The 20,890-nt window shown below is 67.3% G+C and carries 23 protein-coding genes, 1 tRNA gene and 1 pseudogene; 15 read left to right on the forward strand and 10 right to left on the reverse strand.

What is annotated here, in order from left to right:
- The 3 genes and pseudogenes from GWK18_RS12875 to GWK18_RS03760 form a co-directional block, all read left to right on the forward strand.
- Positions 1 to 263, forward strand: a pseudogene (locus GWK18_RS12875) (hypothetical protein); the annotation flags it as partial.
- Positions 264 to 273: 10 nt separating this feature from the next.
- Positions 274 to 1,401 (forward strand): UDP-N-acetylmuramate dehydrogenase, encoded by a 1,128-nt coding sequence (locus GWK18_RS03755; protein WP_166833312.1) that lies wholly within the window; start codon positions 274 to 276, stop codon positions 1,399 to 1,401.
- 14 nt (positions 1,402 to 1,415) lie between these two features.
- Positions 1,416 to 1,880: a PGPGW domain-containing protein gene (locus GWK18_RS03760; RefSeq protein ID WP_348535827.1), complete on the forward strand. Its 465-nt coding sequence runs from the start codon at positions 1,416 to 1,418 to the stop codon at positions 1,878 to 1,880.
- A gap of 55 nt (positions 1,881 to 1,935) precedes the next feature.
- Here the strand turns inward: GWK18_RS03760 and asd are convergent, their stop codons facing one another.
- The 7 genes from asd to GWK18_RS03795 all read right to left on the reverse strand — a co-directional run bounded on the left by asd (position 1,936) and on the right by GWK18_RS03795 (position 7,983).
- Positions 1,936 to 3,081 carry an aspartate-semialdehyde dehydrogenase gene (gene asd / locus GWK18_RS03765; RefSeq protein ID WP_166833314.1) on the reverse strand — a complete coding sequence of 382 codons (1,146 nt, stop codon included), beginning with the start codon at positions 3,079 to 3,081 and terminating at the stop codon, positions 1,936 to 1,938.
- A gap of 96 nt (positions 3,082 to 3,177) precedes the next feature.
- Complete coding sequence (locus GWK18_RS03770; protein WP_348535828.1) at positions 3,178 to 3,507, reverse strand: GNAT family N-acetyltransferase; 330 nt, start codon at positions 3,505 to 3,507, stop codon at positions 3,178 to 3,180.
- 81 nt (positions 3,508 to 3,588) lie between these two features.
- The gene (locus GWK18_RS03775; protein ID WP_123824869.1) at positions 3,589 to 4,176 is read right to left on the reverse strand and encodes a dihydrofolate reductase; all 588 of its coding nucleotides are present in this window, start codon (positions 4,174 to 4,176) and stop codon (positions 3,589 to 3,591) included.
- On the reverse strand, positions 4,173 to 5,006 hold the full coding sequence (locus GWK18_RS03780) for a thymidylate synthase (RefSeq protein ID WP_166833318.1): 834 nt from the start codon (positions 5,004 to 5,006) through the stop codon (positions 4,173 to 4,175). The genes GWK18_RS03775 and GWK18_RS03780 overlap by 4 nt, the downstream gene beginning before the upstream one ends.
- Positions 5,007 to 5,091: 85 nt before the next feature.
- Positions 5,092 to 6,060, reverse strand: coding sequence for an NUDIX hydrolase (locus tag GWK18_RS03785; protein WP_123824871.1), 969 nt, complete (start codon positions 6,058 to 6,060; stop codon positions 5,092 to 5,094).
- A 156-nt stretch (positions 6,061 to 6,216) separates the two neighbouring features.
- Entirely contained in the window at positions 6,217 to 7,221 is a 1,005-nt protein-coding gene (gene mshD, locus GWK18_RS03790; protein WP_166833320.1) for a mycothiol synthase, read from the reverse strand.
- A 54-nt stretch (positions 7,222 to 7,275) separates the two neighbouring features.
- The gene (locus GWK18_RS03795) at positions 7,276 to 7,983 is read right to left on the reverse strand and encodes a response regulator transcription factor (RefSeq protein WP_166833322.1); all 708 of its coding nucleotides are present in this window, start codon (positions 7,981 to 7,983) and stop codon (positions 7,276 to 7,278) included.
- Positions 7,984 to 8,290: 307 nt separating this feature from the next.
- Here GWK18_RS03795 and GWK18_RS03800 point away from each other — a divergent pair, with 307 nt between their 5' ends.
- The 3 genes from GWK18_RS03800 (at position 8,291) to GWK18_RS03810 (ending at position 10,840) form a co-directional block, all read left to right on the forward strand.
- Complete coding sequence (locus tag GWK18_RS03800; RefSeq protein WP_123824874.1) at positions 8,291 to 8,899, forward strand: hypothetical protein; 609 nt, start codon at positions 8,291 to 8,293, stop codon at positions 8,897 to 8,899.
- Positions 8,900 to 9,013: 114 nt separating this feature from the next.
- Positions 9,014 to 9,613: an FABP family protein gene (locus GWK18_RS03805; protein WP_123824875.1), complete on the forward strand. Its 600-nt coding sequence runs from the start codon at positions 9,014 to 9,016 to the stop codon at positions 9,611 to 9,613.
- Positions 9,614 to 9,619: 6 nt separating this feature from the next.
- Positions 9,620 to 10,840: a folate-binding protein YgfZ gene (locus tag GWK18_RS03810; RefSeq protein ID WP_166833324.1), complete on the forward strand. Its 1,221-nt coding sequence runs from the start codon at positions 9,620 to 9,622 to the stop codon at positions 10,838 to 10,840.
- A 79-nt stretch (positions 10,841 to 10,919) separates the two neighbouring features.
- On the opposite strand, the gene GWK18_RS03815 is transcribed toward GWK18_RS03810, so the two are convergent.
- Entirely contained in the window at positions 10,920 to 11,951 is a 1,032-nt protein-coding gene (locus GWK18_RS03815) for a 6-phosphofructokinase (RefSeq protein ID WP_123824877.1), read from the reverse strand.
- A gap of 263 nt (positions 11,952 to 12,214) precedes the next feature.
- Here GWK18_RS03815 and ppk2 point away from each other — a divergent pair, with 263 nt between their 5' ends.
- The gene (gene ppk2, locus GWK18_RS03820; RefSeq protein WP_199732546.1) at positions 12,215 to 13,117 is read left to right on the forward strand and encodes a polyphosphate kinase 2; all 903 of its coding nucleotides are present in this window, start codon (positions 12,215 to 12,217) and stop codon (positions 13,115 to 13,117) included.
- Positions 13,118 to 13,210: 93 nt separating this feature from the next.
- On the opposite strand, the gene GWK18_RS03825 is transcribed toward ppk2, so the two are convergent.
- On the reverse strand, positions 13,211 to 13,486 hold the full coding sequence (locus tag GWK18_RS03825) for a hypothetical protein (RefSeq protein ID WP_166833392.1): 276 nt from the start codon (positions 13,484 to 13,486) through the stop codon (positions 13,211 to 13,213).
- A 235-nt stretch (positions 13,487 to 13,721) separates the two neighbouring features.
- Positions 13,722 to 14,948 carry a pyridoxal phosphate-dependent aminotransferase gene (locus tag GWK18_RS03830; protein WP_166833326.1) on the reverse strand — a complete coding sequence of 409 codons (1,227 nt, stop codon included), beginning with the start codon at positions 14,946 to 14,948 and terminating at the stop codon, positions 13,722 to 13,724.
- 315 nt (positions 14,949 to 15,263) lie between these two features.
- Here GWK18_RS03830 and GWK18_RS03835 point away from each other — a divergent pair.
- The 8 genes from GWK18_RS03835 to rplL all read left to right on the forward strand — a co-directional run bounded on the left by GWK18_RS03835 (position 15,264) and on the right by rplL (position 20,756).
- Positions 15,264 to 15,336 (forward strand) — tRNA-Trp (locus GWK18_RS03835).
- 125 nt (positions 15,337 to 15,461) lie between these two features.
- Complete coding sequence (secE, locus tag GWK18_RS03840) at positions 15,462 to 15,725, forward strand: preprotein translocase subunit SecE (protein ID WP_123824880.1); 264 nt, start codon at positions 15,462 to 15,464, stop codon at positions 15,723 to 15,725.
- A gap of 178 nt (positions 15,726 to 15,903) precedes the next feature.
- On the forward strand, positions 15,904 to 16,653 hold the full coding sequence (gene nusG, locus GWK18_RS03845) for a transcription termination/antitermination protein NusG (protein WP_167739269.1): 750 nt from the start codon (positions 15,904 to 15,906) through the stop codon (positions 16,651 to 16,653).
- A 135-nt stretch (positions 16,654 to 16,788) separates the two neighbouring features.
- Positions 16,789 to 17,217: a 50S ribosomal protein L11 gene (gene rplK / locus GWK18_RS03850; RefSeq protein WP_123824882.1), complete on the forward strand. Its 429-nt coding sequence runs from the start codon at positions 16,789 to 16,791 to the stop codon at positions 17,215 to 17,217.
- A 114-nt stretch (positions 17,218 to 17,331) separates the two neighbouring features.
- Positions 17,332 to 18,036 (forward strand): 50S ribosomal protein L1, encoded by a 705-nt coding sequence (rplA, locus tag GWK18_RS03855; protein ID WP_123824883.1) that lies wholly within the window; start codon positions 17,332 to 17,334, stop codon positions 18,034 to 18,036.
- Between the two features lie 248 nt (positions 18,037 to 18,284).
- Positions 18,285 to 19,436 carry a GNAT family N-acetyltransferase gene (locus GWK18_RS03860; protein ID WP_123824884.1) on the forward strand — a complete coding sequence of 384 codons (1,152 nt, stop codon included), beginning with the start codon at positions 18,285 to 18,287 and terminating at the stop codon, positions 19,434 to 19,436.
- A 297-nt stretch (positions 19,437 to 19,733) separates the two neighbouring features.
- A complete protein-coding gene (gene rplJ, locus GWK18_RS03865; RefSeq protein WP_123824885.1) occupies positions 19,734 to 20,264 on the forward strand; it encodes a 50S ribosomal protein L10 in 531 nt (176 codons plus the stop codon).
- Between the two features lie 102 nt (positions 20,265 to 20,366).
- Positions 20,367 to 20,756 (forward strand): 50S ribosomal protein L7/L12, encoded by a 390-nt coding sequence (rplL, locus tag GWK18_RS03870; protein ID WP_123824886.1) that lies wholly within the window; start codon positions 20,367 to 20,369, stop codon positions 20,754 to 20,756.
- Positions 20,757 to 20,890: the final 134 nt, after the last annotated feature.

Consider the following 20,890-nt stretch of genomic DNA (forward strand, 5'->3'; position numbering starts at 1 on the left):
GCTCCCCGGCGGGGAGGCGGCCGCCCCCCGACGACCCCGTACGGTCCGCCGCCAACGTCTCCGTGGTGTCCACCATCGGCTACGGCGCCTTCCTGGGCGGCCCGCCGCTGCTCGGGCTGCTCGGCGAGGGCATCGGCGTCCGCAATGCGTTGGCCTGCGTCATGGCCTTCGTCGTCGTCTCCTTCGTGTTGATCCCGTGGCTGCGTCCGCCAAGGGCTGAGCAGCCCGTCCACGGCGGACGGGCGGGGTCCTCGGCTCGCTAGGATGGCGGGCATGACCGCCGTACACCACCCCTCACTCGCCGACCTCACCACCACCGCTGTGGGCGGCCCCGTGAACACCTACGTCCGGGCCGAGACGGAGGAGGAGATCGTCGCGGCCGTGCGTGCGGCGGACCAGGCCGGTGAGCGGCTGCTGGTCGTCGGCGGTGGCTCCAATCTCCTGGCGGGTGACGCCGGGTTCGACGGCACGGTCGTGCACATCGCCTCCCAGGGCATCCAGGTGGACCACGCCTCGGACTGCGCCGGGACCCTCCTAACGGTCGCGGCCGGCCATTCGTGGGACGACGTCGTCGCGTGGACGGTCGAGAACGAACGGGTGGGGATCGAGTCCCTCTCCGGCATCCCGGGAACCACGGGCGCCACTCCCGTGCAGAACGTGGGGGCCTACGGTCAGGAGGTCTCCCAGACCATCGCGCGGGTCAGCGTCTACGACCGTGAAGCGGGGCGCCGGACGTCCTTCGCCTTCGCGGACCTGCACTTCGCCTACCGGGACTCCTACCTCAAGCGAACGACCGTGGACGGCTCGCCGCGATTCGTCGTGCTGGCGGTGCACTTCCAGTTCACCCACGGGGAACTCTCCAAGCCCGTCCGCTACGCGCAGCTGGCCCAGCACCTCGGGATCGAGCTCAACCAGCGTGCACCTCTGGCCGACGTGCGCCAGGCGGTGCTGGACCTGCGGGCCGGCAAGGGTATGGTTCTGGCCCCGCAGGACCGGGACACGTACAGCACGGGCTCGTTCTTCACCAACCCGATCGTCTCCGACGACGTGATCGACTCCCTCGTGCCCGCGAATGCCCCGCGGTTCCCCGTCGTCGATGCGTCGGGGGAGCCCGTGCAAGGCAGCACGAAGCTCTCGGCTGCGTGGCTGATCGACAACGCGGGCTTCGGCAAGGGCTTCGGCCTCCCGGGATCCCGCAACGAACGACTCGGCATCGACGGCGCCGACGTCGCAGGTGGCCGGGCGTCGCTGTCCACCAAACACACCCTGGCCCTGAGCAACCGCGGGGAGGCACGGGCCGAGGACATGGCCTCCCTGGCCCGTGTGGTCCGTGACGGTGTGCACCAAGTGTTCGGAGTCGAGCTGGTTCCCGAACCGGTGCTCGTCGGGTTGAGCCTGTGAACGCCGGGGGCCGGGTGGCTCCCGACCCCGCGGATTCCGCACTGGCCGACGAACTCCGCAGGGGGCAGGACCGCAACCACCCCGTGCGTCAGCGCATCGAACGCTTCCAGGAGTGGTCCCACAGGGGGACGCGGTGGCGACGAATGACCGTGCGGGGATCCATCACACTGATCGGCTTGCTCCTGTTCGTGGCGGGCGTGGCCATGCTCGTGCTGCCCGGCCCCGGGTGGGTGTTCATCTTCCTGGGCATCGGCGTCTGGTCCATGGAGTTCGACTGGGCTCACCGGCTCAACCAGTGGGCCCTACGCCACCTGAGCCTGTGGTGGGCCAGGTTGCGAGAAACCCCCGTGGTCCAGTGGTGGCACTGGTGCGTCTCAGGTGCCCGGGCGCGGGTGCTGCAGAACGAGGCCGGCGCGCAGCGACAGGCTCAGGGGCGGCCCGTCCGCTTCTCGGCGCGCAACGCCGGTCCGGGCCAGTGATGCAGTCAGCATGAGGCCCCCCCCGGATCCAGTCAACCGGATCCAGGTCCCGGTATCAGAGCGTCCCGACGGCGATCTTGAGCATGCGCCGCAGCGGTTCGGCGGCACCCCACAGCAGTTGGTCACCCACGGTGAAGGCCGAGATGTACTCGGGGCCCATCTCCAACTTGCGCACGCGCCCCACCGGAACCTCGAGTGACCCGGAGGCGGCCACCGGCGTGAGGTCCAAGGAGGAGGCTTCCTTGGTGTTGGGAACGACTTTGGCCCACTCGTTGTCACGGTCCAGGATCTGTTCGATCTCCCGCACCGGAAGGTCCTCCGTGAGCTTGATCGTGAGCGCCTGGGCGTGGGAGCGCATGGTTGCGATCCGTACGCACAGGCCGTCGATCGGGATAAGGTTCTCGGCGGTGCGGCCCAGGATCTTGTTCGTCTCGTCGCCCGCCTTCTTCTCCTCGCGCGACTGGCCGTTGCCCAGGTCCGAGTCGATCCAGGGAATCAGGGAGCCGGAGAGCGGGGCACCGAACTGCGTGGTGTCCAGATCGCCGGAACGCTGCTTCGCCAGGATCTTGCGGTCGATCTCCAGGATGGCGGAGGCGGGATCGGCAAGGCCCTCGGCCACCTCGGTGTGGAGGTCGCCGAACTGCTGGAGGACTTCCCGCATGTGGCGGGCGCCGCCGCCGGAGGCCGCCTGGTACGTCATCGACGTCGCCCATTCGACCAGTCCGTTGCGGAACAGGCCGCCCATGCCCATGAGCATGCAGGACACGGTGCAGTTGCCTCCGATGAAGTCCTTGACGCCGGAACCCAAACCGGCGTCGATCACGTCGCGGTTGACGGGGTCCAGGACGATGATCGAGTCGTCGTTGCCTCGCAGGGTCGATGCGGCGTCGATCCAGAGACCGTCCCATCCACGTGCGCGGAGCTGGTCGTGGACCTTGCCGGTGTAGTCACCGCCCTGGGCGGTCACGATGATCGGAAGTGCCGCCAGCGCGTCCAGGTCATAGGCGTCCTGCAACGTGCCCGTGTCGCCCAACCCGTCGATCTCGGGGGCCTTGGCGCCGGGGGAAGAGGTCGTGAAGAACACCGGTTGGATGTCGGCGAAATCGCCTTCCGTCTGCATCCGGTCCATGAGCACGGAACCGACCATGCCGCGCCAGCCGACCAGGCCGACGGTGGGGTTGGGGTTGGCGATCGAAGTCATGCGCGCCAGTCTACGGACCCCGGAGAGCACCAGCGAGGCAGGGCGTCATGATGTGATGCAGGTCGCCTCGGCCCGGAACCGGTGCCGGCGGGGGTCTCAGGCCACCAGGTCGTTGTACTGCGGGAACCGCCGCAGGTAGTCCTGGACGTAGGTGCAGGTGGGGTGGATGAGCACACCGGACGCGTGGCAGCTGTCCAGGACCAGGGTGATCAACGTGCGGGCGTAACCCTGTCTGCTGAACCGTTCGTCGATGATGGTGTGCTGCAACTCGACCGTTCCGTCCAGGTGGCGTTCGACGCCCACGAAGCCGATGAACGTCGCGTCGTTCCACAGCTCCACGCGGGACTGGTCCGGGTTGTCCACGAGCCGCAAGGACGGATCCTCGCGGATCTGCGGTTCGGTGAAATCGGGGTTTCCAGTGCTCACGGTGCCTCCCGGCGTCGTGCGATCGGGTGTGGTGCACACCACCCTAGTGTCCTGCTGGGCGCACGTTCGCATACGGGCCGGTCAGTGCCGCTGCCAGGTTTCGATGTGCCATGCCGTGCCCGTGCGCGAGACCTGCCTTGCGCCGGCGGCCACCAGGTGCCACTCGGTCCCGAGCTCCGGTGCTCGGGTGTCGCCGTCGACGTCGAGATCCAGTACCGAGACCACGGCGCGGGTCACGGGGACGTCCGGATCGGCCATCGCGTGCGCGTAGAGCTGTCCGCCGCCGATGACCCAGACCAGCTCGCCCCCGGGGGCCGCTGCCGCAGCCGCCACCGCATCCGCGTAGCTGCCCACGACGACGGTGTCCGTACCCTCCACCGTCGGGTCGTCCGCCTTCTGCGCGTCACCCGGGACCGTCACGGCCTCCGGGCGGGAGGTCACGACGACGTTCGTGCGGCCGGGCAGCGGACGGAACCTGGGCGGAAAGGACTCCCAGGTCCTGCGGCCCATGATCACCGGGTGGCCCAGTGTCTGCCGCTTGAAGTGCTGGAAGTCCTCGGGCAGGTGCCAAGGCATGCTGCCGTGGTCACCGATCACGCCGTCGCGGGTCTGTGCCCAGATCGCTGCGATCTCCGGGACGTGTACGCCCGCCGCGGGTTCCGAACTCACACGGCCACCGGTGCCTTGATGCCGGGATGGTGCTTGTAGTCCAGCAGCTCGATGTCCTCGTAGTCGTAGTCGAAGATCGACTCCGGGCGGCGGGTGAAACGGACCTGCGGATACGGGTGCGGCTCCCGGGCCAGCTGGCGGGCCACCTGTTCCTGGTGGTTGTCGTAGACGTGAACATCGCCACCGGTCCACACGAACTCGCCCGGCAGCAGATCCGTCTGCTGGGCCACCATGAGGGTCAACAGGGCGTAGGAGGCGATGTTGAACGGAACGCCCAGGAACATGTCCGCGGAGCGCTGGTAGAGCTGGCAGGACAGCTTGGCCGGACCTTCGGCCTGCGGCTCCACCCAGAACTGGAACATCGTGTGGCAAGGGGGAAGGGCCATGTCATCGACCTCGGCCGGGTTCCACGCCGTCACGATGTGGCGGCGGGAATCGGGGTTGGTGCGGATCTGCTCCACTATCTTGGCGATCTGGTCGATGGTCCCGCCGTCAGGAGTGGGCCAGGAACGCCACTGCACGCCGTAGACGGGGCCCAGGTCCCCGTTCTCGTCGGCCCATTCGTCCCAGATGCTCACGCCGCGTTCCTGCAACCACCGCACGTTGGAGGATCCGCGGAGGAACCACAGCAGTTCGAGTGCCACCGACTTGAAGTGCACGCGCTTGGTGGTCAGCAGGGGGAAGGACTCGGAGAGGTCGTAACGGATCTGGCGGCCGAAGACCGAACGCGTTCCGGTGCCCGTCCGGTCGGACTTGTGGGTGCCGTGGGCCGCGACCTCACGCAGCAGGTCCTCGTACGGGGTGGGGATGTCGGTGGGGGATTGGGTCATTCAAAGTCTCCTGCGGGGTCTCCTGCGGGCCTGTGGTTCCGGGCACGTGAGGTTGTGTGACCTGGAGTGCCGGGGTCGGTTTTGGTCAGGACTCGAACGGTTTGACGATCTCCAGCGAGACGGCTCGCTGACGGTGCCTGCGGGAGACCTGCAACACCAACATCTCCCCGGGGACCAAGTACGGGTCCTCGGTCGGCAGCATCTTGCGCAGGTTCGACGGCAGGTGACCGCGCAGCACACCCAACGCGGTCGGGAGAACCGGTCGGTGGGTGCACAAGGCCACCGGCTTGTCCTTGTCGAACAGGGTCTCCACCACGGCCGATGCCTTCTTGGGGCTGCGCTTGTGGGCCGCCTCCGTGAGCGCCGGCCGTTCCTTGACCTTCAATCCGGCCGTCTTGGCGTAGGGGGTCACCGTGGACAGACAGCGCAGCCACGGCGACGAGATCACGCGCTGCGGAGACCACACCTTGAGCAGTTGGGTCACGGCCAGGGCCTGGCGCTTGCCGGTGGCCGCCAGGGGACGGTCGCCTTCGGCACGTGACCACGACGAACGCGGCTTGGCCTTCGCATGACGCACCACGATCACGGGGCGAACGGCAAGATCCCCCGCCTGGTGCAGTTCGACGAGCCGCCGCAGGGGGATCCGGTCGGTCTCGTTCGTGAGCAGCCGCGCGGCCTCCTCCGGGGAGACCCAGCGCAGCTGATCGACTTCCTTGCCGTCGGGCCGGGGTTCGACGTACGGGGGGACCTCCGCACTCCAGTAGTACACGTGCTTACGACCGGCCTTGACCTGATACTCCGTGGTCGGCAGGGGGACCCCCAGCCGGACGTCCAGGTTGACCTCCTCCCGGACCTCGCGATGGGCGGCCTCGGGCAGGGTTTCGTCGTCGTCGAGCTTTCCCTTGGGCCAGGACCAGTCGTCGTACCGGGGGCGGTGGATCACCAGGAGTTCGATTCCACCGGCGCCCGGGCGCCAACACAGGCAGCCTGCGGCACGAACCTCGGGCACGGAGTCGGGGCCGTGTGCCGAGGTGCGGTAGGCAGATGTGGGCATGGTCTTCCCGGCATCCTTTCGTGACGGACCGGTGGTTCGGGGTCCTGGGGCTGATCGGCCGCAGTCGCGAGGGTGGCACCGCGGTGCCAGCCGACCACTCGAGTTCCCGAGCCAGCACATGCTAACCCTTCGGGGCGGCGGGTGCTGGCCTCCGGTTCACGTGCGGCTGAACATCACGTCCAGGTGCCAGGGCCGGAAGCCGATGCTGCGGTACAGGTTCATCGCGGGTTCGTTGTCACCGTCCACGTAGAGCAGTACTTCGTCCAACCCCTGCTCGGCCAGATAGTGCAGGCCGGCGATGGTCAAGGACCGACCGAGGCCCAGTCCTTGACGATCGGGAGCGATGCCGACAACGTGCACCTCTCCGCGCGCGGGTTCCTTGGCGGTCGCGGGGTGGATCTTGGTCCAGTGGAATCCCGCGATGCGTTGAGGGTCGTCCAGGGGGTGAGCGATGAGGAAACCGCGGGGGTCGAACCAGCCCTCACCCTCCCGCTGTTCCAGATCTGTCAGCGTCATGCGGCCCTGCTCCGGGTGGTCGGCGAACGCGGCCGCGTTGACCTCCAGCCAGGCCGATTCGTCCTGCCCCACGTTGAACGGGCGTAACCCGAGCCCGGCCGGAAGGTCGACCGGCAGCTCGGTGGCGATGTCCCGCAGGGGGCGCAACAGTCGATGCAGCTCGCGCACGGGTTCGAATCCGAGCGTTGCCGCCACGGCGCGCGCGGCGGCGTGATCCCCGTGGGCCCAGGCCTCCACCGGACCGATCACGGGTTCGAGCGCGCGTTCCACCAGTTCGCGGCCCAGCCCAGCCCCGCGCCGATCGGGGGCCACGACCGCTTCCAGGAGAGTCTGGCCCTCCCGGTCCACCGGGGCGACGACGACTGCGGCGGCGGCCAGGGGCGTCTCCCCGGAATCGGGGGCAACGTCCTCGGAGGGGGTGTCCCCTTGCGGTGTCCGTTCCAGGGCGGTCACGGTCACCCGCTCGGGGGCCGAGCGCAGGTCCACCAGGGTCTGGTCAGAGAAGGGCGGATCCCCGTCCTGTGTTTCGGCGACCCGGGCCAATTCGAGCACCCGGCGGGCGGTTGATTCACCGGGTGGGAGATCGCGCCACACGGGGTGGTTCGTCTCCGCGCCGGTCGGTGTCTCAGGGTGATCGGTTGTCACGCTGTGCCGCCTCTCTACAGTCGCTCGAACGTTCAACCGGGCTGCCCGGCCGTCCTACCGCTGATCGCTGAATCGGTGCTCGGCCGAGCGGTCCGCGGCCAGGCTGTAACCCACGTTACGAACCGTCGTGATCACATGTTCGTGGTCGGGCCCGAGCTTTGAACGCAGCCGTCGCACGTGGACATCAACGGTCCTGGTGCCACCGTAGTAGTCATAGCCCCACACCTCGGACAGCAGCTGGCTCCTGGTGAAGACGCGCCCCTGGTTCTGGGCCAGGAACTTCAAGAGCTCGAACTCCTTGTACGTGAGGTTCAGGGCCTCGGTCCCCACGTGCACCGAGTACGCTGCCTCATCGATCACGATCGCACCGGCCTGGATCTGCAGGTCCTCCCCACCGTCCTCGACCGCCGCCGTTCGTGCAGAGGCCAGCCGAAGCCTGGCCTCGACCTCGGCGGGGCCCGCGGTGTCGAGGACGACGTCGTCGACCATCCAGGTCGCGGCCACGGCTGCCATGCCACCCTCCGTGAGGACCATGATCACGGCGGCCTCCAAGCCCTTGGCGCGCAGCAGCTGAGCGAGGTTGCGGGCGGAGATCAGGTCCGTGCGTCCGTCGACGATCACCACGTCGGCGGTGACGGCATCGACGGCGCCGGAGACGGTGCGCGTGGGCTGGACGGCCACGCGGTGATTGAGCAAGTCAAGAGCGGGGAGCACGGTGGAGGAAGGCACGGCGGAGTCGGTGAGCATCAGAATCTCGATCAACCGCCTGGCTCCTGTTCTCCGTCTGTCCTGCGTGTCCGCTACGGCACGGACAGGTGCTGGGGACCCGACTGCGATTATAAAACCCCGTGTTACTGACGTATTGCGCCGTGTGTCGCGGGTGCCTGGTACGGGCAGGTGAGCGTGGGCCCCTGGGATGATCTGCTGCAGTGCGGAATCCGGCTATCGTTGGCTCTCGACGTCCTCGCGGCGTCTCTGCCAGAACAACCGGTACCGGCCTACCGCGCAGTCGGAACGGCCCAGCCGCCACAACGTCCTCACCGCGGACGTCGAGCCAGGAAAGCATCCGATGCGTTACCTCCAGATCGTCGCCGTCTCCGTGCTGGCGCTGGTGATCGCCCTGGCGGCTGCCGCCATCGGCGGGGTGGCGCCGGTTGTCGTCGTGATCGCGATGAGTGTCGTGATCGGCCTGGGCTGGTCCCTGGCCGTGGGCATCCGCGCTCGCTACCGGCACAACGTCATCATCCTGGTCAGTGGCATCCTGGCTGCGCTGCTGTCCTGGCTGCAGCCCGATCAACGCCTCGTGTGGCTGCCCGCCATCGTGGGCATCGCGCTCATCGCCACCTTCCTGGCCGAACTCGTCCGCGGCGAAGGCGCCCGGCACCGGTTGGAGTCCACGATCTCCTCGGTCGTGGCCGTTCTCGCCGCGGTGTCCAGCTCGGGATGGATCGCGCTGTCCCAGTACCTGCACGCGTCGGAGGGGTCGCCCGTGGCGGCCATCGTGATCTCCGGTCTGGTGAGCTTCCTGGTGATCGGTGTGATCGGAGCACGCATGATCGCAGCAGCCCCGAAGGAGGGGCCTCGGCGGGGGATCGCATCCCTGGGCGTGACCCCGGTGGCACTGCTGGGCCCGGCCGTCTTGTTCACGTCCCAGTTCGTGGGCCTCGTGGTAGCTTGAGCCCATGCTTGCTCTAGAGATCTTCTACCTCGTCCTGCTCGTCCTGGCCGTTCTTTGCATCGCGGGCGTTGCCGCGGTCGTCCTGAAGGGTCTGTTCAAGGGTCAGAAGTAATCGTGCCGATCGAAATTCCCTCCGATCTCACGCCGGAACTCGTACCGTTCGCGTGGCTGTTGGGTGAATGGGAGGGCGACGGTTTCCTGGGCTACGGCGATGTGGACCAGCGCCCCTTCCGCCAGCACGTTCACTTCGCGCACCACGGACTTCCGTTCCTCGAATACCGCGCCGAAACGCACCTGATCGACGAAGACGGGCTGCCTGCGCGACTCATTGCGGTGGAGAACGGTTTCTGGCAACTCGAGCGGTCCTTCGAGGACGGCGACCTGGGCCCGGGTCTGCTGCCCCCCGATGTCGTCCCCGTCCTGCGTGACGCGGACTCCGTCGAGAAGTTGCGCACCGCGGACGGAGGATTCCCCGTGCTGGCCACGATCAACCGCCCCGGGGGAGTCTCCGAGCTTTACCTGGGGGAGATCAACGGGCCCCGGATCCAACTCGGCACGGACGCGGTCATGCGCTCGCCGGGCGCCAAGCAGTACACGGCCGCCACTCGAATGTTCGGCCTGGTCAACGGCGACCTTTTCTGGGCCTGGGACATGGCGGCCGAAGGGCATCCGCTGGGCACACACGCCTCCGCGGAACTCAAGAAGAAGGACTGATTGCACGTGGCCGGAGCCACCTACCGTTCCCCGATTCTCGATGCGGCCCCCGGGGCGGTGGAAGCCACGGGACCGGATGCCGGAGTGGCAGCCCACTACGGCGACCCGCTGCGGGAACAGCGGGCCCTGGCCGCCGGAGACGCGGTGGTCGACCTGTCCCACAAGGGAGTCCTGACCGTCTCGGGCCAGGATCGTCTCACGTGGCTCACCACCTTGAGTTCCCAGGTCCTCACGGGCATCGTTCCGGGAGACAGTTCCGAAACCCTTTTCCTGTCGGTGCAAGGCCGTGTGGAGGCTGCACCGCACGTTCTCGACGACGGCAGCTCCGTGTGGCTGATCGCTGAACCGGGAGAAACAGCACTGCTCAAGGACTGGCTCGAGTCCATGCGGTTCGCCTTGCGCGTGGAGGTTGCCGACCGCACTGCCGATGTCGCCGTCGTGGGGGCCACGCGCGTTCCGGAGCACCTGGCGGTTCTGTCCCGTCAACTCACCGCGAGCCCCTTTCCCGGGGCGCAACCAGACCCGGCCACCGCGCTTCCGCTGGTGTGGGACGACCCGTGGCCGGGCGTCACGAACGGTGGTTGGGGTTACGCGATCCATGACGATCACCCCGGACGGGAGAGGTCGTGGCACGAGGTGCTCGTCCCACGCCCCTTGCTCGTCGATGCCCTGACGGGCCCGGCTGCGGACGGCCTGGGACTGGCTGGCTCCTGGGCGGCCGAGGCCTTGCGCATCGAAGCCTGGCGCCCCCGTGCGTTGGTCGACGCCGATGAGCGCACGGTGCCGCACGAACTGGACTGGTTGCGAACCGCCGTGCACCTTCAGAAGGGGTGCTACAAGGGGCAGGAGACCGTGGCCCGGGTCCACAACCTGGGGCACCCTCCGCGCCGCCTGACGTTCCTGGACCTCGACGGCTCCGAGCACACCGTCCCTCCCGCCGGCTCGGAGGTCCTGGCGGGGGACCGGGTGGTGGGCCGAGTGACCGCGGCCCAGATGCACCACGAGGCCGGTCCCATCGCACTGGCTGTGCTCAAACGATCCGTCGACCCAGCTGCGCAACTCAGGGTGCGCAGCGTCCACGAAGCATCCGACGGCACCGAGGGATCGCAGGATGCCCCGGCGGAGGTCGGTGAGCAGTGGGCCGCGGCGCAGACCGTCGTCGTCCCACCCGAGGCCGGCCAGACCGTCCAGCGGGAGAAGGGCTTCCTGCGCGGTCCCCGCGGCTGATTCTCCCGTCGGTCAGCACATGGCTGCGGCCCCCGGACCGTCAAGGTCTGGGGGCCGCACCACGGGTCAGAGGGCGGTGTCAGCGTCCGAAGAGCACCTTCGCCTCGTTGTAGCGTGCCTCCGGGACCGACTTGAGCCCGTCCAGGGCCTCGGTGAAGTCAACCCGCACGACGTCGGTTCCGCGCAGGGCAACCATCTTGCCCCACTCGCCGTCGCGCACCAGGTCCACGACGCCCATGCCGAAACGCGTGGCCAGCACGCGGTCGAAGCCCGTGGGCGCTCCACCGCGTTGGATGTGGCCCAGCGTGGTGTTGCGGGTCTCGATGCCGGTCAGGCGTGCGATCTCCGCGGTCACGTACTCGCCGATGCCGCCCAGACGCGGGCGGCCGTCGGCTTCCAGGCCCTTGTCGTGCAGGACCTCGTCGAAGCCCTCGGGGATGAAGCCCTCTGCCACGACCACCAGTGGCGAACGGCCGCGTTCATGGACCTCGGAGACCCAGGCGGCCACCTGTTCCATGGGGACCCTCTGCTCCGGGATCAGCACGGCGTGCGCTCCGGCGGACATGCCCGAGTGCAGGGCGATCCAGCCGACGTGACGTCCCATGACCTCCGCGACCATGCACCGGTGGTGAGAATCGCCGGTGGTGCGCAGCCGGTCCATGGCATCGGTGGCGATCTGGACGGCCGTGTCGAAACCGAACGTGTAGTCCGTGGCCTGGAGGTCGTTGTCGATGGTCTTCGGAACACCGACCACGGGCAGCCCAGCGTCGGCCAGGCGCTTGGCTCCGGCGAGGGTTCCTTCACCGCCGATGGCGACAATGGCGTCGACACCCAGTTCCTTGATGGTCCGGGAGATGTTCTCCGGGCCGCCGTTGGGACCGTCGAAGGGGTTGGTGCGAGAGGTGCCGAGGATGGTGCCGCCCTGACGCGCCAGCCCGCGCACGGAGGTGCGGGGGATCTCCATGACGTCGCCCTCGACCACGCCGCGCCAACCGTCCAGGAAACCCACGAACTCGTAGTCGTAGGACTTGATGCCGTGCAGCACGGCACCGCGGATCACGGCGTTCAGGCCGGGGCAGTCGCCGCCGCTGGTCAACAGACCGATCTTCATGCTCACTCCTCAAGGAGATAGGGGACCGACAGTGCCGTTGCGGGGTCCGATTCAAGATCCTCGGGACTGCCGGTGAAACTGCTCCCCAGTCTAGGAGCTGACCTACGGGAAGGGGCGGCTGTTGGCAGTAGATGCCGTGAACACTGCCCGACGGGTGAGCGTTAAGTTCCGGTTCACCGGACCGTGAGACGTGGCCCACTAGGATGGAAGGGATGATCCAGGCACCCTCGCGGTGCACCCGCCGTCCCGAAGGAGTGGTTGAGATGCCCGAAGTCCCACAAGAGAACCTCCGGGAGTTCATCGACAAGCTCGTGGAACAGGGGTACACGGTTCAGGAGGGGCATTCCCCGGACCCGGACCTGATCGATCCGGGTGGATCCGCGGTCGAGACCTGGCGTGAGGGCTACCCCTATGCCGAGCGTATGTCCCGTGACGACTACGAGATGGAGAAGTACAAGCTCCAGATCGAACTGCTCAAGCTGCAGTACTGGTCCCAGGACAACAACCTGCGCCACATTCTGGTCTTCGAAGGCCGTGACGCCGCGGGCAAGGGTGGCACGATCAAGCGCTTCATGGAGCACCTCAACCCGCGTGCGGCCCGCACCGTGGCGTTGAACGCCCCGACCGAACGTGAGCGCGGACAGTGGTACTTCCAGCGCTACATCCAGCACTTCCCGACCTTCGGTGAGATGGTCATGTTCGACCGGTCCTGGTACAACCGCGGAAACGTGGAACGGGTCATGGGATTCTGCACCGACGACGAGTACGAGTCCTTCATGGAGCAGGCCCCGGTTTTCGAAAAGATGATCGTGGACTCCGGGATCCACCTGACCAAGTTCTGGTTCTCGGTCACCCAGCACGAACAGCGCACCCGGTTCGCGATCCGCCAGATCGACCCCGTGCGCCGGTGGAAGCTCTCCCCGAACGACCTCGCCTCCCTGGACCGCTGGGACGAGTACACGTTGGCCAAGGAAGAGACCTTTCGCCGCACGGACACGGATCACGCCCCGTGGATCACCATCAAGTCCAACGACAAGAAGCGCGCACGCCTCAACGCGATGCGCTATTTCCTCAACCAGTTCGACTACGAGGACAAGGACGACTCGGTGGTCTACGAACCCGACCCCCTGATCGTGCGGCGCGGTCGCGACGCCGTCGACGACTGACCCCCGCCCGAGAAACGCCGAGGCCTCCGTTTCGGCCCTGAACCTGCTGGGTTCAGGGCCGAAACGGAGGCCTCGGCACGTGGGGCCTGCGCCTCAGTGGCTGTCCGCGAACACCCAGGCGGCTGCCGCATTCACGCCGGTCACTGTGAACACCGAGGGCCACGCCCCGATCTTCTTGGCCAGCGGGTGGGAGAGGCCGAATCCGAGCAGGTACGTGGTTCCCAGGGCGGCCGTGGTGATGGGGCCACACTTACGCCACCAGTTGTGTGCGGCTGCAGCCCCGGCCGCGAAGAGGACGGCACCGCCCAACGGACGGACTCCGGTCCAGCGGGCCACACCGTAACCACCGATGAGTCCGGCCGAGACCATCGCGGCGGTCGGGATCTGTTCGTTGGCCGCCAGTGCGCCGGTGTACAGATCCGTGAGGTGCTCGGTCACCGTGGTCTCGCCGGTAGCGGAGTGAGCGGTGGCGTGGTGGTTGGTGAGGTTCTCGGACATGCTTTGGTCCTTGTCTACGTGTTCCGGATGTGCTGCCGGCGGCGTCTGCAAAGACCGCAGGCGATCTGCGCGCCGGATGCTGCTTCGAGCCCGGTGTCAGCCGAGGTCAGGTCGCTGATCCCAGGAACTCTTGGAGTCGACGGAGACCCTCGGCCAGGTCGTCGTCGCCCAGGGCGTAGGAGAGCCGGAAGTACCCCGACGGGCCGAAGGCCTCTCCGGGAACCACGGCCACCTTGGCCTGGTTCAGCACCAGTTCGGCCAGTTCGGCGGAGGTTTGCGGCACGGTCCCTCCGAAGTTCCGGCCCAGCAGGGAACGAACATCGGCGTAGGCGTAGAACGCACCCTGCGGGGTGGGGACCTCGACCCCGTCGATGGCGTTGAGGCCTTCGACGATCGTCTTCCGCCGACGGTCGAAGGCGGCCTTCATGGCCTCCACTTCGTCCATGGGCCCGGTCAGGGCTGCGATCGCCGCGCGCTGCGCGATGTTGTTGACGTTGGAGCTCAGGTGGGACTGCAAGTTGCCCGCCGCCTTGATCACGTCCTTGGGGCCGATCATCCAGCCCACGCGCCAGCCCGTCATGGCGTAGGTCTTGGCCACGCCGTTGAGCACGATCACGTTCTCACCCAGCTCGGGGCAGGCGCCCGCGATCGAGGTGAACTGCAGACCGTCGTAGACCAGGTGCTGGTAGATCTCGTCCGTGATGACCATGAGGCCCTTTTCGGCGGCCCACGCACCGAGCGCCTTGATCTCCTCGGCCGTGAACACCGCGCCCGTGGGGTTGGACGGTGAGCACAGCAGCAGCGCCTTGGTCCCGTCCGTGCGGTGCTCCTCGAGCATCTCCGGGGTCACCTTGTACCCGAGCTCTGGTCCGGCGAACACCTCCACGGGGGTGCCACCGGCCAAGCGGATGGCCTCGGGGTACGTCGTCCAGTAGGGGCTGGGCAGCAGGACCTCGTCGCCGTCGTCGACCACGGTCTGGAAGCTCTGGTAGACGGCCTGCTTGCCGCCGTTGGTCACGATGATCTGGGACGGGTCGACCTCCCAACCCGAGTCCCGGGCGGTGGCCGCGGCAATGGCTTCGCGCAGGGCGGGGAGTCCGACACCGGGGGAGTAGCGGAAGTTGGAGGGGTCCTTGAGCGCCTCGGCCGCTGCATCGACGATGTAGGCGGGGGTGGGGAAATCCGGCTCACCGGCGCCGAAACCGATCACGGGTTCCCCCGCGGCCTTGAGTTCCTTCGCCTTCGAGTCGACCGCGAGAGTGGCCGAAGGGGCGATGGCGGCGATCCGCCGGGAAATGCGCTGTGCGCTGCGATCTGAACGGTGCTCGGACATGATCGGAGCATCCTCCTCGTGACCTTCGGGGAACGGGCGGGCAAGACACCATGCTACTCACCGCCCCCGGGTGGCCACAGGTGGCTTACGGCGCCTTCCGTGCGACGGTGAGGTAAGAGCAGTTCTGCCCCGATGCGGCCCGCAATTGCGGGGTGCCGACAACTGGCCTAACATGATGGGCTGGTCCAGGACCCCACCACTGCGTGACGCCCGCGACGATCGACGCCGCGGGGCGGACGGGGGTGGTAAGGTCTTGGACCGGTGTTTGAACAGGAAACGTGGGGTCTTCAGGCCGTGCGGTTCCGGAGGACACATAGGGCAGTGGCGCAATTGGTAGCGCAGCGGTCTCCAAAACCGCAGGTTGCAGGTTCGAGTCCTGTCTGCCCTGCGTCGCACCGTCGTCGTGCGGAGTCGAATGCCCCGGTGAGTCAACACGAGCCTGGGCGGCACCGTAGGACGACGGGAAACCGACCGAAACCGAGGACGACGCGCGTAGTACCTCGAGGAGAAACCATGTCGCAGAACACAGCCACCGAACGCCCCGGCGGCGAACCGGACGAAGCCCCCCGTGGGATCTTCGGCCGGATCTTGCTGTTCTTGCGGCAGGTTTTCGGTGAACTGCGCAAGGTCCACACACCCACACGTGGTGAACTGGTGCAGTACGTGCTGGTCGTCCTGGTCTTCGTGGCCTTCATGATGGCGCTGATCTCCCTGCTGGACCTCGGGTTCGGACAGCTGGCCATGCTGGTCTTCGGCGAAGGAACGATCGGCAGCTGACCGTCGGACCGAATCGATCGGCGATCACCCGCGAGACCTGCGCACCATGCGGACTCAACCGGATGCGTGGTGCGACGTGCAAACACCGGGCACCGGGCCCACCTGAGGCCCCCGGGCCCCGAGCAGAGGAAGCAGGACACCTGACGTGACCGAGCCCCAGTCCGAGAACGACATCGAGCTGACCGCCGAGTCCCAGACCGAGCAGCCCCAGGCCGACTCGGTCGATCAGGCTGCCCAGGACGCGGCCGCTGCGGAGGCTCCCGAGGCCGCCCAGGAAGCTGACCCGGCCGAGGAACCCGTCGACCCCCGCGCGGAGTTCGCGGCAAAGCTGCGCCGCCAGGAAGGTGACTGGTTCGTCATCCACACCTACGCGGGCTACGAGAACCGCGTGAAGACCAACCTGGAGACCCGTATCCAGTCCTTGAACATGGAAGAGGACATCTTCCAGATCGAGGTCCCCATGGAAGAGGTCGTCGAGATCAAGAACGCGCAGCGCAAGACCGTGCGCCGCGTCCGCATCCCCGGCTACGTCCTGGTCCGCATGAACCTGACCGACGCTTCCTGGGGCGCCGTCCGCCACACCCCGGGTGTCACCGGCTTCGTGGGACAGGACGCCTACAACCCGAACCCGTTGACGATCAACGAAGTCGTCGACATGCTCAACCCCGTCTTCGAGACTCCGCAGACCGCACCGGCGGAGGGCGAATCGGCGGCACCCGCAGGTGCCCCCGCCGCCGCTTCTGCGCCGTCGGTCACCGTGGACTTCGAGGTCGGCGAGTCCGTGATCGTCAAGGAAGGCGCCTTCGCGACCCTCCCCGCCACGATCTCGGAGATCAAGGTCGAGTCCCAGCAGTTGGTCGTGCTCGTGTCGATCTTCGAACGCGAGACCCCCGTGACCATTGCCTTCGACCAGGTCTCCAAGATCTGATCCATCCCAAGACTTCGGTGGGGTTCCGGGACACGCTTTGCCCGGGACCCCACCGTTCGGTCACCGCGCCACGGTGACCACCCGCCGTCGTACGCTCCTGTGCGGCGGTACGTTCAGCAGAAAAGGACCATCACCATGGCTCCCAAGAAGAAGGTCTCCGGCCTGATCAAGCTGCAGATCCAGGCAGGCGCCGCCAACCCGGCCCCGCCCGTTGGCCCCGCGCTCGGTGCGCAGGGCGTCAACATCATGGAGTTCTGCAAGGCCTACAACGCGGCGACTGAGTCGCAGCGCGGCAACATCATCCCCGTGGAGATCACGGTCTACGAGGACCGTTCCTTCACCTTCATCACCAAGACCCCTCCGGCCGCTCAGCTGATCAAGAAGGCTGCCGGCATCGCCAAGGGTTCGGGCGTCCCGCACACCCAGAAGGTCGGCAAGATCACCTGGGACCAGGCTCGTGAGATCGCGACCACCAAGCAGGAAGACCTCAACGCCAACGACGTCGAGGCAGGCGCCAAGATCATCGCAGGCACCGCCCGCTCCATGGGCATCGAGGTCGAGTGATCCGGGTTCTTCCCGATCACCCAACCTCCACCCGCTGACCAACAGCAGACAAGAACACGTGGCAGGGCCGAGCGCGGTCCGTAACGACCACGACTGCACAAGGAGAAAAAGCAGATGGCTAAGCGCAGCAAGGCGTACAAGGCAGCAGCAGCCAAGATCGAAGAGGGCAAGTTCTACAGCCCCGCCGAGGCCGTTGCCCTGGTGAAGGAGATCAACTCGTCCAAGGCCGACGCGACCGTCGAGGTCGCCATGCGTCTGGGCGTGGATCCCCGCAAGGCAGACCAGATGGTTCGCGGCACCGTGAACCTGCCCAACGGCACCGGCAAGACCGCGCGCGTCGTGGTCTTCGCCCAGGGTGACAAGGCCGCAGCGGCCGAAGCCGCGGGTGCGGACTTCGTCGGCTCCGACGACCTCATCGCCAAGGTGGCCGGCGGCTGGACCGACTTCGATGCCGCCGTGGCGACCCCCGACATGATGGGCAAGGTCGGCCGACTGGGCAAGGTCCTGGGTCCCCGTAACCTCATGCCGAACCCCAAGACCGGCACCGTGACCATGGACGTGGCCAAGGCCGTCAACGACATCAAGGGCGGCAAGATCGACTTCCGCGTCGACAAGCACTCGAACCTCCACTTCATCATCGGCAAGTCCTCCTTCGAGCAGAAGGCGCTGGCCGAGAACTTCGGTGCCGCTCTGGAAGAGGTGCTTCGTCTGAAGCCGTCCTCCTCCAAGGGCCGCTACGTCACCAAGATGACCGTGGCTTCGACCTTCGGCCCCGGCGTCCCGGTTGATCCGAACGCCACCGAGGTCGTCACCGACTGAGACGTGAAGAACACATGAGCACCGGTCCGACCGGTGGTCAGGGTCAGGGCCCGATCGCACCGCGATCGGGCCCTGACCCGTCTCCGGACCGTGGTCAGCTTCCTGCGCCACTGGGCGTGCACCGGTCGCTGACCTCTTGTGATGGCGCAACGGTCGTCACCTGCCCGGTGGCTCACTAGGCTGGGGGCGCGGGCAACCCCTATGCGTGCCCCACACCGAGCTGTCCCAGTCCACCGTGAAGGAACACCGTGTTCCCCTCCGAGTCCGTCACCATCCAACAGGTGCGCATCCCCGAGACCTTCGACGACGACGCCGCACGCGTCCTCGGGGAGATCGCCGACCTGGTCCGCCGTTCCCGCGAATCCGTGTGGGGGACCAGTGACCTGGCCAATGACGCGGAAGGGATCTTCCAAGACCTGCACGACCCCTGGGAGCGTGTGGTGTTGCTCGAGGCCAGGGAGCACGGTCGGCTGGTGGGGCGGGCGGAGATCCGGCTGTCACTGATCGTGAACACCCGTAGCGCCCAGATCTTCCTGACCGTGGACCCGGATCACGAAACCGGTGGGGTGGGTACCGAGTTGTTGGCCGCCGCCGAGTCCGTGGCCCAGTCCGAGGCGCGACGCCACCTGGTGATCCACTCGGAACACCCGGGCCCGGAAGACCTCCAGGGGGACGGGCGGATCGGCTCGCCCACCGGCACCTTGCCGATCATCGACCCGGATGCGTGGATCACGGCCGCGGACGGTTCTGGGCGGTTGCCTGTCTCCAACCGTCAGACGCGGTTCGCCAAGCGGTTCGGCTACGACCTGGAGACCGTCAGCGACGTGAGCCGGATCAGGGTGCCGTTGGACCCGGCGGACCAAGAGAGGTTGACCGCCGAGGTGCTCGCCCACCGGGGCGCGGAGGACTACCGCACCCACACGTGGACGGGTGCGGCACCGGAACAGTGGCTCGAATCGCTGGCGCGACTGCACGAACGGATCCCGTCGGACTCCTTCGTGCCGCCGCCGCTGTGGGACCCGGAGCCGTGGGACGCCGCGCGGGTGCGCCGGACCGAGGAACTGCGGGCGGAGAACGGTTACGCCTCCTGCATGGCCGTCGTCGAACACATCGCCACGGGGGAGCTCGTGGGCATGACGGAACTGGTGGTCCCCAGCGGTGAGACGCACATCTGCTTCCAGGACGAGACCGTGGTGCTGAGAGAGCACCGCGGCAAGCGGCTCGGGCTGCGCCTCAAGCTGGCAAATCTGGAGGCGCTTGCACGGGAGTTCCCCGGCGCGCGAAGCATCTACGTGTGGACCCACAGCGGGAACACCCGGATGAACTGGGTCAACCGCCGGCTGGGTGCCCAACCCCTGGGCAGTTCCGCGGTGTGGTCCCGCAAGGTGGGCCTGGAATAGTCCGCGGCCGTGCGGTAGGGGGCGTGACCGGCGTCAAGTTGTGCCGCGCGTCCACGAACGTTAGAGTGAGGGCATCCAAAGACCGTCGGTCGTGGTGAGTCATGTCTGCAGCTCAAAGGAGCTGAGCGTGAGGAACCGCCGTAAGAGCCCGTGGGGGCGTCCAACGCAGGTGACCTTGAACGTGATCGTTCGAGCTGGCTCGGAAACGAGCAGCTAGATCTCCACGCCCTGGCTCCTGCCGGGGCGTTTTTTCATGGGTCCGAACGGATGCGACCGGCCCACCAGGAAAGGAGTGCCATGGCGAACCCGGAAAAGGCCGCCGCGGTAGCAGAGCTCAAGGAGCAGTTCTCTGCTTCCACTGCTGCTGTGCTGACCGAATACCGCGGTCTCTCGGTGGCTCAGCTCAAGCAGCTGCGCCGCGCACTCGGTGAAGAAGCCGAGTACGCCGTGGTGAAGAACACGCTGGCCGGCATCGCCGCCCAGGAAGCCGGTATCGACGCATTCGAGGGCAAGCTCAGCGGCCCCTCGGCCATCGCGTTCGTCGCCGGTGACCCGGTCGCCGTCGCCAAGTCCCTGCGTGACTTCGCCAAGGAAAACCCGGAACTGATCCTCAAGGGCGGCTACATGGATGGCGCCGCGCTTGACGAAGACGGAATCAAGAAGCTCGCGGACCTCGAGTCCCGCGAGGTTCTGCTGGCCAAGGTCGCCGGTGCTGCTCAGGCATCGCTGTCCAAGGCTGCCGCGCTGTTCCAGGCCCCGCTGTCCAAGACGGTCCGTACGGCCGAGGCGCTGCGCGCCAAGGTCGAGGAGACCGGCGAGGCCGCCTGACGTTCGTACGTCACCACAAACCGCAAGACCCCAGATCTGAACCATTCATGCGCCCCGCACGGGGCAGTGAACACAGAGCCAAACCAAGAAGGAGCCAACACCATGGCCAAGCTTTCCACTGAGGAACTGATCGACGCGTTCAAGGAGCTCTCCCTGATCGAGCTCTCCGAGTTCGTCAAGGCCTTCGAGGAGACCTTCGACGTCACCGCTGCCGCTCCGGCCGCCGTTGCCGTTGCCGGTGCCCCGGCTGCCGGTGGCGACGCCGCCGCTGCTGAGGAGCAGACCGAGTTCGACGTCATCCTCGAGGCTGCCGGCGACAAGAAGATCGGCGTCATCAAGGAGGTGCGCGCCCTGACCTCCCTCGGACTGAAGGAGGCCAAGGAGCTCGTCGACGGCGCTCCCAAGCCGGTTCTGGAAGGTGCCTCCAAGGAGGACGCCGAGAAGGCCAAGGAGCAGCTCGAGGGCGCAGGCGCCACCGTCACCCTCAAGTGAGTTCCGCGGCTTGAGCCGCAACTCGTTTCGAACGAACCCCGTGCATCTCATGCGCGGGGTTCGTTCGCGTTCCACCGGGCCATACCAGAAAGTTGAGGTCAGACGAGCAGGGGCTGGACACGCCGCGTTCCTTG

The sequence above is a fragment of the Kocuria sp. JC486 genome, assembly GCF_011602805.1.
In the GTDB taxonomy this organism is placed as follows: Bacteria; Actinomycetota; Actinomycetes; order Actinomycetales; family Micrococcaceae; genus Kocuria; species Kocuria soli.